A 13909-nucleotide genomic window follows, 5' to 3' on the forward strand; every position below is an offset into this window, starting at 1 on the left:
AATAGGTAACTAGCAGAAGTAGAGGCGAGAATAGTACGCTAATATAAGGCCGCCCGCCAAATAACAGTCTGCGTTTTCGCCTGCCGGCACTACTTAGTGTCCGTCTCGACTTTCGTAATGCGGGCCTGGCCCCAGGGGGCAATACTTACCTGCACGCGTAGGCTTTGGCGGCGCTCTAGGTCGCGGCTGGCACCTTCTGGCACATAGTAACGCTCTAGCCCGTAGCGCAGGCGCAACCCACGGCGCCACACATCCTGCACTGAGCCACGCAGTACGGCTTGGTTGCCGACGGTAGTAGGCTTCTCGGGGTAAATGGCTAGCGCCTCATAGGTGCCATCGGGTTTTGGCTCTAGCAGCACGTAGGCGGGCTCATGGCGGCGCGGCATGGCCCCTCCTCGCCAAAGCCGGCCCGGCAGCTCGCTTATGTGGTAGCGCAGGGTCACGTAGTCGCCGTACAATAGGTCGCGTGGGTCGATGGGGCTCGTGCGCAGCACAATGGTGCGGCCCAGTGCTGCCGTTGCATAGCCAGCGGCCGCCACGCCCAGCACAAACAGCACTTGCGCCAGCACCAGCCATTGCAGCCACCGCCGCCGACGCGGCTCCGGCAGCTCAGGTAGCGGTTTCACCAGGGGAGGCGCTACTACCGGTTCAGGTGAGTTAGGGTAGGTAGAACTCATGGCTGAGGCGGAGCGGTGGAAGAAAACGTGCGGGCTGCCCGGCGCCTTAGCCACCAGCTCAGGCCCAAGAGTAGCAAGCCTCCCAGCAGGAAAAACAACGACTTATCCAGGAAACCCCAGGTCAGCTTAAAGTAGGCTACGGCTGTAGTGAGAATAAACAATACGGTGCCCAGCGTCACACGGTCTTGGTTTTGCTCTTGGTGAGCCCGCAGCAATACCGAGCCCGAATACGCGTACAGCACAACCAGCGTAGCTACTGCCAGCGGCAAGCCGCCCGTAAAATAGAAACCTGGCAGCAGTAGTAGCCAATCGGTGAGGCTGCCGAGGCGGCCGCGCTGCCGTTTGCCCAGCACCGAAATAGCTAGTACTGCACTTAACGCGGCCAGGTAGGGTAGTAAGGGTGCACGCAATTGCCCGGCATAGAAATCAGACTCACCAAACAAGGCCAGCCCCAGCGTAAACAGGAAAGCCGCCACCAATGGCGGCCCCTGCAACGCTCGCCCGGCCGGCCGATCCGGCTGCCAATCGCCAAAGCTGTACACGAGCATAGCCGGGATGAAAAACCACGTGATTTTGACGTGCAAGTGGTTGATGAGCAGCGCCGCCTGCCAGAGCAGACCCGTGGCGAGCACGCCCCCTAGCAACGAATCAGGCCGGCGCCACCAATAATAGCCCAGGCCCACCGCCGTACCTATGGCCGTGAGGTAACTGAAGGCGCCAAGCTGCCCGGTGTTGTACCCTTGCACAATGCCGCTGATAACGGCCGTCATCAGGAACAGGAGGCGACTGCGGTACAGCCAGGTAAGGCCCATGCCCGCTACGGCCCAAGCTAGCAGTCCCGTGAGGTCGTAGCCGATGAGTTGGTAGAGCTGGCTGGTGAGTACAATGCTAGCCCCGAACAGAATCAACCCCAAGGCAATCAGGCCCATTCCTAAATTAAGGTTGCCGCGCCGCCGGAAGTACTCGCCACCTGCGTAGGCCGCGCACAGCGCACCGAGCAGCAACGCTAGCCTCACTGCCTCGGGCAACCCCTGCCAGTTAGCCGCGACCACGCTCAGAGCACTTAGACCAACCAGCAGGCTCCCCAGCAGCGGCAATAAGCCAATAGCGGTGGCATCAGCAGGGTAGAGGGTCAGCAGTTGTTCTCGCTGTGCCTCGGTAATTATGCCCTGCTGCACCCATTCCCGTCCGTCGGTTTCTAAAAGCTTACGACTCATATTAGCCCCAACTTACGCAGGATGCAGAGAAAACAGTTGACTTCTCTGCTTATGCAGCCCGGTTGCCGGAAGTGGTACCTTGCAGCCGTCTATTATTAAACTTGATTCGAGTATGCTAGGCTTCTTCCAAAAAATACCGGTTCATGTAAAACTCTATCTAAACGAAATAGAAGTTACAGACTTGCGTACTAACCGCACCATCCGTCGAATTGCTAACCAGAAGTTCTCATCTTCGCGAATGTTGCTGGCAGACTTTCATACGGCCGAATCCTTGATCAAGAGTACTTTAGAAGAACTAGGCCTTCGCGACAAGATGCTAAAAGTGGCCGCGCAGCAGATGGTAGATTTAGGTGGTGGCATATCGGCCACTGAGCAACGGCAGCTCCGAGATACATGTGAGTTTGTCGGCTCTGCTTTTACTATCCTGCTCTTGCACACGAGGGAGGTACCTGCCGCTGAAGTGCTAGGCCTGCTGGAGTTGAAAAGGGAAGAACTGCCTACGGATGTAACATGGTAATGCCCAAGCCGATATTATTCTCTGCTTAGCGCTTCCAGGCCCGCGTCATTTCGCGCTTGCCGGGTGGGCCCGGAATCCGCTCTACTAGCCAGCCGGCGGCCTTAAGGCTACGCTTGAAGGAGCCTTTGGCGCAGTAGCTCACGAGCACACCGCCCGGAGCAGTGGCTTGGTACAGTTGCGCAAATACCTCATCGGTCCACATATCGGGCTGCTTTTCCGGCGCGAAGGCATCGAAGTAGATGACGTGGTACGTGTCGTCGGGCAGTGGAGTGGCTTGCAGCTCGCCGGAGTGCTTAAGCAGCAGAAAATTAGGCGTAAGAATCACGGGCCGATTCCAGGTGGCGGCGTGCAGCTGGTGCTGGTAATCAAGCAGATCAGGGTGAGAGAGGTGATAGTTCTCGGTGTTCATCTGGCTTATTACTGACCAGGGCAGCGGAAACTTCTCGATGGTGTCGTAGAAGATGGTTTGCTCCGTGGTCAGGCTGCGCTCCAGCGTGAGCAAAGCATTCAGGCCCGTCCCGAACCCTACTTCCAGCACCCATACTGATTCGGTAACTTCAGCCAGCAGCGGCTCCAGTCCGGCGGCTAGGTATACGTGCCGGGCTTCCTGCAATGCCCCGTGCGTGCTGTGATAGTGCTCATTAAGCTCGGGTACAAACAGGGTGCTGGAGCCGTCGGCGGTAGCGCGGACTTCGACGTGGGGCGTAGACATGGTGTTGGAAAAGAACAGAAGATAGGACAGGCGGCAGCAGTGCCTAGTCCGGCGCCACGCTTGGCTAATATACTGCGTTTCGGGTTTCAACGCTATAAGGCCCTAGTCGCTGTGCGGTTGGAGCTGCTGCTGGGGCTAGCAGTATGTAGTTTACCCGGCGAAAACCTGCGTACTTTATTTGTGTTCACTTAAGCTGCTACTATGGCCCGCGTAAAAGTCGCCCTTCCCGAAACCTACCTGCTGACAGTCGAAATTCCGGTGCGCATCACCGACCTCAACTACGGGGCCCACCTCGGCAACGATGCTCTGCTCAGCATCCTGCACGAGGCTCGCGTACAGTTTCTGCGCCACCTGGGCCACGCCGAGTTTGACCCCGCCACCGGCCTAGGCCACATTATGGCTGATGTAGCCATTGAATACAAGGGTGAAGGGTTTTATGGCGACGTGCTGCACATTCAGATGGCCGCCACCGACCTCAATAAGTATGGGTTCGACTTGGTGTATTGGGTAAAAAACCAGGACGGCAAGGAAATAGCTCGCGCCAAAACCGGCATGTTGGGCTTCAACTACAACACCCGCCAGCTACTACCCCTCACCGAGGACTATACCGCCCGCCTGAATGGAGCCGGGTAAGTGAGTAGATAAGAATGACTCTCATCCTGAGCGGAGCGAAGAACCTCATTACGCCGTCCGCAGTCGTAAAAACGATTGTCGCGCTAACGTGATAAGGTCCTTCGCTCCGCTCAGGATGACAGCCGGATGTGGCGGCCATGTGTTGTCCTATGCCTACTTCTCTTACCGGCACTTTTTTCAGTTTCAGCGGGTTGAGGGATGTTCTGAGAAAGAAGAGGTATGGCTTCGTCTTTCTGCCTTGTATCTTTGCCGTTATGATGATTGACCTGCCCGTAGTTTCTAAGCGCGATATCCGCAAACTCACCCCCGACGAGCTCAAGGCCTTTATGGTGGAGCACGGCGAGAAGCCTTTCCGTGCCAAGCAGGTACTGGAGTGGCTGTGGAAGAACACGGCGGGCACGTTTGAAGAGATGAACAACATCTCGTTGGCCACGCGCGAGCTGCTGGCGCGGCACTTCGTTATCAACGGCGTGCAGGTGCAGAACTCGCAGCTTTCCAACGATGGTACCATCAAATCGGCGTTCCGGCTCTACGATGGCAACATTGTAGAAGGCGTGCTTATCCCGCACGATACGCGCATGACGGCCTGCATCAGCTCGCAGGTGGGGTGCTCCCTTACGTGCAAATTCTGCGCTACCGGCTACATGGACCGCAAGCGCAACCTCGATGCCGCCGAAATCTATGACCAAGTAGTGCGCATCCGGGAGCAGTGCGAAGCCCAGTATGGCACGCCGCTCACCAACATCGTGTACATGGGCATGGGCGAGCCGCTGCTCAACTACGCCAACGTGGTAAAAAGCATTGAGCGCATTACCGCTCCTGATGGCCTGAACATGGCGCCGCGCCGCATCACGGTGAGCACTGCCGGCATTGCCAAGATGATCAAGAAGTTGGCCGACGACGGCGTAAAAGCTAACCTGGCCCTCTCGCTGCACGCCCCCAACGATACCAAGCGCAACGAAATCATGCCCATCAACGAAGCTAACTCGCTGGCCTCGTTGCAGGACGCGCTGAAGCATTACCACCAGGTAACCGGCCGCAAAGTAACCTACGAGTACATCGTGTTCGAGAGCTTCAACGACACGCTACAAGATGCCGAGGAGCTGTACCAGATTTCGAAGTGGATTCCCTGCAAAGTGAACCTGATTGAGTACAATCCCATCGAAAACGCCGACTACGTGAATACCGCTGACGACAAGCTGGTGGCTTTCCATAAGTACCTAGCCGACCGCGGTGTGCAAACTAACGTGCGCCGCTCGCGGGGCAAAGACATTGACGCCGCCTGCGGACAGCTGGCGGTGAAAGAGAAAACGGTAGTAGCCTAGGCCTATATCACAAGCAAAACAGCCCCGTCATTCTAATGATGGGGCTGTTTTCATTTATACTGTGCAGTAAGAAGCTAATCTGCTTGGTTAAGCAAATATAGGAGCGAGGTACATTGTTCCTGTATTTGTTGAGATACCAATTGGCTCAGTCTATCTACAGCTTGTGGGCTATTGCCAGCAGGACCATACACCTTCATGATTTGTGGTCCGTGCGTGTTTACAGAGGTCATAAACTCCCGACGGAAAAGCTCCATTCGCTCAGTCGGAGTTTTACCCTTGAAGCTGCCATTGTCTTTTAAAGCAGTAAGTCGAGAGCAAAGCTCACTTCCCCAAGACTTGATTAGCATTTGCTCTGCAGCAGTAGGCAATGAATTGCTGAACTGATTATACAAAGTAGCAGCAGGCTGGCAAGTTTTTACCAACTGTATAGCTACTGCCGTAGGTAGATTAGCTCGTAATTGTTCGTAGGCGCCGGCTATCTTAGAACGCGCTGCCACTTGCTTAATGCTGCTGACGCGTTTCTCTATAGTTGCAGATAATGTTTCTTCAAAAAGCTGTTGTGCTTGCGTGGCGTTCAGCGTAGAAAAAGGAGTGTTCTTCTGCCTGCTTAGGAGTTGCTCACAAGCTTCTGTACGGAGCTGCTTTACTAACTGACTTTGCCCCATAAGGGTGTCAGGAAGGACTTGTAACGCATAAGCATATCCATTAGACGAAAACAGGCAACAAAGAATCGCTAAAGCAATAAATAGTCTCACAGAGCAACAGATGAAATAAGCGGATAGTGGCTCCCAAGGTAGCTATAGGTTTCGACGTGCACACGTAATTAGCGCTGTGCCGTTTTGCCGAAGCGCAATGCTAGGTCTAGATACACGGGGTACAAGTAGCCAAAAGCACCTTCTTCACCGAATGGGGCTACATAAAATGAGCCTATGCCAAAGGTTGTGCGGGGCCAGTTCAGGCGAATACCGTACAAGCCGCCCACGCCGCCATCTCCAGACGTGATTAAGTAGTTCTCTGACATAAGAGAGAGTTTCTTGCTAACGCGGGTGGTACCGCTCAGCACCGCTACCGGCGACTTGCCGAAGCCCTGATTGCCATTGCCCTCACCTGTAAAGCCATATCCCAGCCCGAAGGTGAGGTTATTGTCGGCACTGCCATAGGTAGCCAGACCATAGGCAATTCCGGCTCCGTAGCTGGACGTATAGCCTGATATGTCGTCTTCGGCGGGAATACGAGCGTAAAGAAGGCCTGCTCCAAGGCTCCAATCTTTGCTGATGGGAGCGCTAAACTTAGGGGTAATAGCCACAATCTGGTTACCAATACCAAGCCCGGGAATAGCGGAGGCTAAAAGACCCATGGAGAAATTATCAGTAAAACCGTAGTTGGCTCCGAGCAAGAAAACGTCAATTGTTTGCACGTAGCCTTCCCCGGCCCGCAGGTTACGGGCTGTGGGTGAAAAAAACACGCGGGTACCATTGCCAACGTAGCCCCAGGTTGGGTGACGCATAGCATCAGCCATTTCTACTTGGGGTACGAGCTGCATGTTAGCAATCTGACTCCGGGCAATGATAACCGCACCCGGTTCATTGGTAGAAAATTCCAGTTCCAGCGGGCGAACTGCTACCAACCTGCCTGCAAAAGTAGTTCCAGAGCGCAGGGTTACGCGGTAAGTCTGCCCAATAGAGTCAGCCGCCGCTGATCGGCTGCCGGAGCTGAGCAGTTGCGCTTTTGCCTCAATGCGCTGACGCATTGCAAAATATTCAGCTAACGGAATAGGACGGACAATGGTACGCCCATCATTAAGGGTTGCCCGTAGTCTGATAGCACTGTCAGGAGCTAAAACCTGTTCAAAAGAGCCCTCAACGAATTCCTTGGGGGTATAATAGGGGAATAGCTCGTACAGCACTTTCTCTTGGCTGTCGATAATGGGGCCAACGACTGGGCTTATAACCAGTGGACGGGTAGTGGGTTGTTGGGCATACGCATGACCGCTAATCAGCGAAGCTAGCACCAGAAAAACTATTCGGCAGGAGGGTAGGAGTGGATGCATATACTAGGAAAGTGAAAGTGATTCAAACCTATCACTTCGCTGGAGTAGTACAACATATATTTCCTGCTATAAATTGAATTTATCAGACTTTTCCAGAGGAGAATATTCTACAGGTAAGGTGATCTTTATGGCATACAGAAGAATACAAAGCCGGTTTTATCCGGTTTAGTACCTAGTAAATTTCTGACTTTCTAATTTTTCCAGCGGCCTTGGGAGCGGGGGCGGCCGGTGCTGATTTCTTCTTTGGTTTCGCCCTCGGGTACTTCGCGGGTTTCAATGCGCACGGCGTGGGCCTTGGGCTGCACCTTTTGCCCGAAGGCATCGGCAAATTCCTGGGTAAACTCGGCCCCGAAGAAGATGATGAGCGACGAGTAGTTTACCCACACCAGCAGCACAATGGCCGAGCCGGCAGCTCCAAACGCTGAGCCTGGGTCGGCCTGGGCAATGTAGAAAGCAATCAGGAATTTGCCCAGCACGAACAGCAAGGCCGTGATAAAGGCGCCAATGCCCACGTCGCGCCACCGAATAACAGCATCGGGCAGGAAGCGGTAAATCAGGGCAAACAAGAGCGTGGTAACACCCAACGACAAGGCAAAGTCCACAATCCGGATTACTACCACCCCTATTTCTGGAAACCACCGCTGCAGCTGGTCCGTGAAGGCACTCAGCACGGCACTGATAACAAAGGAAACCAGCAGCAGTAGCGCTACGCTCAGGATAAGGCCAAACGACAGAAAGCGCTGCTTCAAAAACTGTCCGATACCGATGCCAACGGTGTTTACCTTCAGGTTCCAGATATCATTGATGCTTTCCTGGAGCGTGACGAAGAAAGTAGTAGCGGCAAATACGAGGGTGCCAATGCCAATGAGCGAGGCCACGCCGCCTTTCTGCTGCTTGTTAAACTCATTGATGCTGTCTTGCATAAACTTGGCCGAGTCGGCGCCTACTAGGCCCTTCATCTGGTCAAACACCTGCCCCGACACGGCGTCGGCGTCCCAGATGGTGCTAGCGGCCGTAATCACAATCAGCAGCAAGGGCGGCAGCGAGAAGATGGTATAATAGGAAAGCGCCGCCGCATGGCGAAACGAATTGTTTACCATAAACTCGCCGGCCGAAGTTTTTAGGATGTTAATAACATCGGAGAAGCGGTAGGTTGTGGCCATAGGGCAGAGGGTTCAGAAGAAGAAAGCTGCGATTAGTACGGACCAGATACAAAGGACGTTCGGTGGAGTCACGCAATTCCCGTTCATTTGCGTAGCAAGCTCGCCCGTCCGGAGGCACCGGCAGGGGCTGCTACTCACTGATTTTATTACTCTTATGCGCGTTCTGAGTTATGTTGTGCTTGCCGCCCTCGGGGGGCTAGTGGCCTGCCAGTCGAATTCCTCTGAGCAAGCGGCGGCCGCTTCTTCAGCCGCGGCTACTAGCCCCGGTAGTAGCACCTACCCCGCCGCCGAGGGCTTTGATGCCGCCGGCTCCGATGCCAAAGCCATAGCCCTGGCCGATACCGTAATGCAACAGATGGGCGGTTACCCGGCCTGGCAGCAAACCCGCCTGCTAGGCTGGGACTTTCTGGATGGCTCGTACCAGCTCTGGGACAAGCAAACCGGCGACTTCCGTTGGCAGAAAGACAGCACCGTGGCCATTTACAACCTCACCAGCAAGCAAGGGAAAGCCTACCGCAACGGCCGCGATATTTCGGCCACGCCCGATGGCGAGAAGTTGCTCAGCAACATGTACCCCATTTGGGTGAACAACTCGTGGTGGCTGCTCATGCCCTTCAAGCTGAAGGATTCCGGTGTAACCCTGACCTATAAAGGACCCGGCAAGTTTATGGACGGTACGCCCGCCGAGGTATTGAACATGACGTTTAAGAATGTGGGCGTCACGCCCGAGAATAAGTACGAAGTGCTGGTTAACCCCCAAACCAAGCTGGTAGAAGAGTGGGCTTTCTTCGCGAAAGCCACCGATGCCCAACCCGCCTTTCGCCGCCGCTGGGCCGGCTATCAGCAGTATGGCCCTATCAAGCTGGCCGCTGACCGTACCGATGGCAAAGATGGCCGCGGCCTAGGCCACATCAGTGCCCGAACCGATGTGCCCGCCGGCCTCATGCAAGACCCCAAGCCCGTAGCCAAACTGTAACCAAAGGCGCCGTGAAATGCACCGCCCGGCATCCTGTGTACAAGGCAGGGTGCCGGGCGGTGTACAGGTAAAGTCTATCTATTTCGCCAGCTCCCAGCGCAGCATCTCGATAGGAGCTTCTCGCAGGGCAGCGGCTAGCTCCGTATCATCAGCAAACTGCAGCTGATGCAGCGTCATGGCTTCTACGCTCACGCTGAACTGTTTTTCCCGAAACGGCCAAGGCTGCACATTCACCGGCCCGCTGGGTTCAGGCTGAACTACGTGGTAGCGGTTGCCATCAGGCCCGGCATAGATTTCCAGTGCCCGCCCCATTTCAGGCAGCTCGTGGCGGCATAAAATCAGGCTGAGCCGGTCGCACCAATGCAGCAGCGTATATGCCCGCTGGGCATCAAGCTTCTTGATGTGCAGCTCCCGCAGCCAACGCTTCTGGTTGGCCACTTGCTCATCTAGGAAGGTATCCAGTTCCTTTTTCTGGCCGCGCAGCCCTTCATATAGGGTGCTCAGGTGCATGCTCGTGAGTAGGCTGCGCCAGCGGCCTTGGTAGCGGGCAGCCTTCATCACGCCGGTCGCCTGCTCCAGGGAAAACTCCTTCATGGTGAAGTTGGCGGGCGCGCCGGCGGGCGTAATACCGTAGTGTCCGTCCCAGTTCTGTTGCTCATCGTCGTGCTGCGCGGCGGCGGCCAACAGGCCCACCCACTGGTCGCAGGGCAAAAACGCGGGCCACTGGTGCAGCAGCTGCGCTGCTAGCAAGGCATGCGCTTGCTGGTAGATAACCTGCCAGCCGTCCGGAACGTGGTTTACAATCATAATGGAGCAAAGTAGTCTGCACAGAAACGCAGCGGAGCTTTACTAGGTTGGCGAAGTTCACCACCCTAGTGAGTGCCGCATCCAATAAAAAAAGCCCCGCTGAAAAGGCGGGGCTTTGTGCTAGGCTACTTTTTCGGGTACTACGGCTTCTTTCATGTGCAGCAGCATGTCGTCGGTCATCTTGTTCAGGTCGTACTGCGGCTGCCAGCCCCAATCTTGGCGGGCCTTGGAGTCATCGATGCTGGCGGGCCAGGAGTCGGCAATTTGCTGGCGGGCGTCGGGCTTGTAGCTCACCTGGAACTCGGGGTAGTGGCGCTGAATGCTGGCCGTAATTTCGCGGGGGCTGAAGCTCATGGCGCCCAGGTTGTAGCTAGAGCGCACCTTAATGCTATCGGCGGGCGCGTGCATGAGGTCCAAGGTCGACTTTAGCGCGTCGGGCATGTACATCATGGGCAGGTAGGTGTCCTCAGAAAGGAAGCACTCGTAGTGCTGGCCCGCTACGGCTTTGTGGTAGATGTCCACGGCATAATCCGTAGTGCCGCCGCCGGGTAGGCTTTTGTAGCCAATCAGGCCGGGGTAGCGCAGGCTGCGCACATCCAGGCCGTGCTTGCGGAAATACCACTCGCACCACTGCTCCCCGGCCAGCTTGCTGATGCCGTACACCGTGTTGGGGTTCATGATGGTGAGCTGGGGCGTGTTTTCGCGCGGGGTATCGGGCCCGAATACGGCAATGGAACTGGGCCAGTATACTTGCTTCACCCCTAGGTCAACGGAGGCATCGAGCACATGAAACAGGCCATCCATGTTCAGCTGCCAGCCAAACTTGGGGTTCTTCTCAGCGGTAGCCGACAGTAGCGCCGCCAAGTGATATACCTGCTTAGGCTTGTACTGGCGGATAACATCTTCCAGTCGCTTCTTATCCAGCACATCCAGGAGCTCAAATGGGCCTGCTTCTGCTGCCTCAGCATGTTGTGGGGCTCGTACATCGGCGGCTACCACATTGGAGGCGCCATACATCTGGCGCAGCTCGTGGGTAAGTTCCAGGCCAAGCTGTCCGCCGGCGCCGATAACGAGAATGGTGTCGCCGGGGGTGGCGGCAGAAGTGCTGGATGTGGCCATTCGGGGGTGGTTGAAGGTATTGGGTGGATGGGGGCTACAAAGATAACGGGCCGAAACGGTTCTTCTTTGCTGCCCGAAAGAGGAAAGAACCCGAAAGCAACCCGCGGTGGCTGCTTTCGGTATCTGGTCTTTTGCTAGCCCCCTTTGTATGCGTAACCCCTTGTTTCTTCTCGCTCTGGTCTGTCTGGGGCTGACTTCCGCCGCCGCGGCCCAAGCTACTAGCCCTCCGCAGTACCGAAACCTGGTGATGGAAGGCGGCGGTATTCGGGGAATTGCCTACGGCGGGGCGCTGGCCGAGCTGGAAACGCAGGGCGTACTGGCGGGACTGCAACGCGTGGGCGGCACCTCGGCGGGGGCAATTCAGGCGGCGCTGCTAGCGGTGGGCTACTCGGCGCAGGAAATAACGGAGGTAGTAAACCACACGCCCATCCAGCGCCTGAACGACGGCCGCCTGCTATTTTTCGGGGGCAGTACCCGACTGCTCAAGCAATACGGCTGGTACCGCGGCGACGAGTTTTCGCGCTACCTGAGCGAACTGGTCGGGCGTAAAACCCAGCGCCCTCACCTCACCCTAGGTCAGCTGCACGAGCTAACCCAGCAGGAGCCCACCCGCTACCGCGACCTGTACACCACCGGCACTAACCTCACCACCCAGCGCACCCAGGTATTCAGCTACGAAACGCACCCCGATTTGCGTGTGGCCGATGCCGTGCGCATCAGCATGAGCATTCCGCTGTACTTCCGGGCCGTGCTGCTGGATACGCAAGGCCGCGTAGTGCGCCGCCCCACCCAGGGCCAGGAAGTAGAGGTGCTGGTTGATGGCGGCCTGCTGGCCAACTACCCCATCGATTTATTTGATCAGCCGCGCTACCTGCCCGTTGGTGCCGCCACGGTTGCTGAGGCCGCTACCCCCGGCCGGTTCATCAACCCCGAAACCCTAGGCCTGCGCCTCGACCGAACCGAGCAGCTGGCCTACGATGCCCAGCCCGGCGGCCGGCAGCAGCTGGCCCCCTACGCCATCCACGATTTCGGTTCCTACGTGGGTGCGCTCTACAACGTAGCCATCGAAAACCTGAACCCCACGCAGCCCGAAGACTGGGCGCGCACCATCAGTATTAGCACCTTGGGCTTCAACCCCAAAATCAAACGTATTTCCGACGCGCAGAAACAGCAGCTGATGGAAAGTGGCCGGGCCGGCGTGCAGGCATTTCTGGCGCGCTGAGTAAGGAGTGGGCACAGTCTGCCAAACGCTTACCTTTGCTTTTCTCTCCCATTGCCCCCAAGCCCCACTCTATATTTACCTCACCCATGTACACCACCCTTCAGCCCGACCTCGAACAGCAGCTTCAGGAAATCAAGGACGCGGGCCTTTACAAAAAGGAACGAGTGATTACCTCGCCCCAGGGCGCCGAAATTGAAACCCAGGAGGCTGGCGAGGTGCTGAACTTCTGCGCCAACAACTACCTCGGGTTGTCGTCGCACCCGGAGGTAGTGAAAGCGGCCAAAGATGCCATTGACACCCACGGCTACGGCATGTCGTCGGTGCGCTTTATCTGCGGCACGCAGGATATTCATAAGCAGCTGGAAGCCAAGCTAGCCGAGTTCCTGGGCACCGAAGATACCATCCTGTACGCGGCTGCTTTCGATGCCAACGGCGGTGTGTTCGAACCATTGTTTAATGAGCAGGACGCCATTATCAGTGATGCTCTGAATCACGCCTCCATTATTGATGGCGTGCGCCTCTGCAAAGCCCAGCGCTACCGCTACGCCCACAACGACATGGCCGACCTGGAGCAGCAGCTCCAGGACGCCGTAGCCAAAGGCACGCGCCACCGCATCATCGTCACCGACGGGTCCTTCTCCATGGACGGCACCATCGCGCAGCTTGACAAAATCTGCGACCTAGCCGATAAGTACGAGGCCTTGGTAATGATTGACGAGTGCCACTCCATGGGCTTCCTGGGCAAAACCGGCCGCGGCACCCACGAGTACCGCAACGCCATGGGCCGCGTGGATATCATTACGGGCACGCTGGGCAAAGCGCTTGGTGGCGCTATGGGCGGCTTCACCTCGGGCCGCAAGGAAATTATTGATATGCTGCGTCAGCGCAGCCGTCCGTATCTGTTCAGCAACACCCTGGCTCCGGCCATTGTAGGGGCTAGCCTGCGGGTATTGGAGCTGCTCACGGAAAGCACCGAGCTCCGCGACCGACTAGAGGAAAACACCAAATACTTCCGCACCAAGATGACGGAAGCCGGCTTCGACATCAAGCCCGGCGAGCACCCCATTGTGCCCGTCATGCTCTATGATGCCAAGCTCAGCCAGGATTTCGCCGCCAAAATGCTTGAGAAAGGCATTTACGTAGTCGGTTTCTACTTCCCCGTAGTGCCCAAAGGTCAGGCCCGCATTCGGGTGCAGCTGAGCGCCGCCCACACCCGCGAGCATCTGGACAAAGCTATCAACGCCTTCATTGAGGTAGGCCGCGAGCTAGGCACCATCAAAGCGCCATCGGCCCAGCAGCCCGAAGCCGGCCAGATCGTAACCAACACGCCGTAATCTTTTCTTGATTGTAGACTAGCCAGCCTATCATCTTGAGCAGCGCGAAGAATCTTATCACGTCAGCACGAACCGCATGAACGGCTGGTTCTCTCGTGGTAAGGTTCTTCGCGCTGCTCAGGATGACAGGCTGGTTTGTAAGTAAGTAGCAGGGATG

General features: G+C 56.5%; 14 protein-coding genes. 6 read left to right on the forward strand and 8 right to left on the reverse strand.

Translation table 11 applies throughout. From position 1 onward, the window contains the following. Positions 1-89: 89 nt before the first annotated feature. Both ACYVHC_RS09405 and ACYVHC_RS09410 read right to left on the reverse strand, forming a co-directional pair. Positions 90-677 carry a GDYXXLXY domain-containing protein gene (locus ACYVHC_RS09405; protein ID WP_460613439.1) on the reverse strand — a complete coding sequence of 196 codons (588 nt, stop codon included), beginning with the start codon at positions 675-677 and terminating at the stop codon, positions 90-92. After that, positions 674-1894, reverse strand: a complete 1221-nt coding sequence (locus tag ACYVHC_RS09410; protein WP_460613440.1) for a DUF2157 domain-containing protein — start codon at positions 1892-1894, stop codon at positions 674-676. The genes ACYVHC_RS09405 and ACYVHC_RS09410 overlap by 4 nt, the downstream gene beginning before the upstream one ends. Before the next feature lie 112 nt (positions 1895-2006). Between ACYVHC_RS09410 and ACYVHC_RS09415 the strand changes: the two genes are divergently transcribed. Continuing rightward, on the forward strand, positions 2007-2411 hold the full coding sequence (locus ACYVHC_RS09415; protein WP_460613441.1) for a hypothetical protein: 405 nt from the start codon (positions 2007-2009) through the stop codon (positions 2409-2411). A gap of 25 nt (positions 2412-2436) precedes the next feature. Here ACYVHC_RS09415 and mnmC2 read toward each other — a convergent pair whose 3' ends face one another. Further along, positions 2437-3123 carry a tRNA (5-methylaminomethyl-2-thiouridine)(34)-methyltransferase MnmD gene (mnmC2, locus tag ACYVHC_RS09420; RefSeq protein WP_460613442.1) on the reverse strand — a complete coding sequence of 229 codons (687 nt, stop codon included), beginning with the start codon at positions 3121-3123 and terminating at the stop codon, positions 2437-2439. 201 nt (positions 3124-3324) lie between these two features. On the opposite strand from mnmC2, the gene ACYVHC_RS09425 reads away from it, so the two are divergent. Further along, positions 3325-3756 carry a thioesterase family protein gene (locus ACYVHC_RS09425; protein WP_460613443.1) on the forward strand — a complete coding sequence of 144 codons (432 nt, stop codon included), beginning with the start codon at positions 3325-3327 and terminating at the stop codon, positions 3754-3756. A gap of 257 nt (positions 3757-4013) precedes the next feature. Next, on the forward strand, positions 4014-5081 hold the full coding sequence (rlmN, locus tag ACYVHC_RS09430; protein WP_460614304.1) for a 23S rRNA (adenine(2503)-C(2))-methyltransferase RlmN: 1068 nt from the start codon (positions 4014-4016) through the stop codon (positions 5079-5081). Positions 5082-5155: 74 nt separating this feature from the next. Here rlmN and ACYVHC_RS09435 read toward each other — a convergent pair whose 3' ends face one another. The 3 genes from ACYVHC_RS09435 to ACYVHC_RS09445 form a co-directional block, all read right to left on the reverse strand. Next, positions 5156-5836 carry a hypothetical protein gene (locus ACYVHC_RS09435; RefSeq protein WP_460613444.1) on the reverse strand — a complete coding sequence of 227 codons (681 nt, stop codon included), beginning with the start codon at positions 5834-5836 and terminating at the stop codon, positions 5156-5158. Between the two features lie 68 nt (positions 5837-5904). Then, positions 5905-7131: a hypothetical protein gene (locus ACYVHC_RS09440; protein WP_460613445.1), complete on the reverse strand. Its 1227-nt coding sequence runs from the start codon at positions 7129-7131 to the stop codon at positions 5905-5907. A gap of 191 nt (positions 7132-7322) precedes the next feature. Then, on the reverse strand, positions 7323-8294 hold the full coding sequence (locus tag ACYVHC_RS09445; protein ID WP_460613446.1) for a YihY/virulence factor BrkB family protein: 972 nt from the start codon (positions 8292-8294) through the stop codon (positions 7323-7325). Between the two features lie 154 nt (positions 8295-8448). On the opposite strand from ACYVHC_RS09445, the gene ACYVHC_RS09450 reads away from it, so the two are divergent. Continuing rightward, entirely contained in the window at positions 8449-9270 is an 822-nt protein-coding gene (locus ACYVHC_RS09450; RefSeq protein ID WP_460613447.1) for a hypothetical protein, read from the forward strand. A 78-nt stretch (positions 9271-9348) separates the two neighbouring features. On the opposite strand, the gene ACYVHC_RS09455 is transcribed toward ACYVHC_RS09450, so the two are convergent. Continuing rightward, positions 9349-10077 (reverse strand): DUF3891 family protein, encoded by a 729-nt coding sequence (locus ACYVHC_RS09455; RefSeq protein ID WP_460613448.1) that lies wholly within the window; start codon positions 10075-10077, stop codon positions 9349-9351. Positions 10078-10197: 120 nt separating this feature from the next. Continuing rightward, a complete protein-coding gene (locus ACYVHC_RS09460) occupies positions 10198-11196 on the reverse strand; it encodes a Rossmann-fold NAD(P)-binding domain-containing protein (protein ID WP_460613449.1) in 999 nt (332 codons plus the stop codon). A gap of 148 nt (positions 11197-11344) precedes the next feature. Between ACYVHC_RS09460 and ACYVHC_RS09465 the strand changes: the two genes are divergently transcribed. Further along, positions 11345-12418 (forward strand): patatin-like phospholipase family protein, encoded by a 1074-nt coding sequence (locus tag ACYVHC_RS09465; RefSeq protein ID WP_460613450.1) that lies wholly within the window; start codon positions 11345-11347, stop codon positions 12416-12418. Between the two features lie 86 nt (positions 12419-12504). Then, positions 12505-13752: a glycine C-acetyltransferase gene (kbl, locus tag ACYVHC_RS09470; protein ID WP_460613451.1), complete on the forward strand. Its 1248-nt coding sequence runs from the start codon at positions 12505-12507 to the stop codon at positions 13750-13752. Positions 13753-13909: the final 157 nt, after the last annotated feature.

This window comes from Hymenobacter seoulensis (assembly GCF_054780535.1).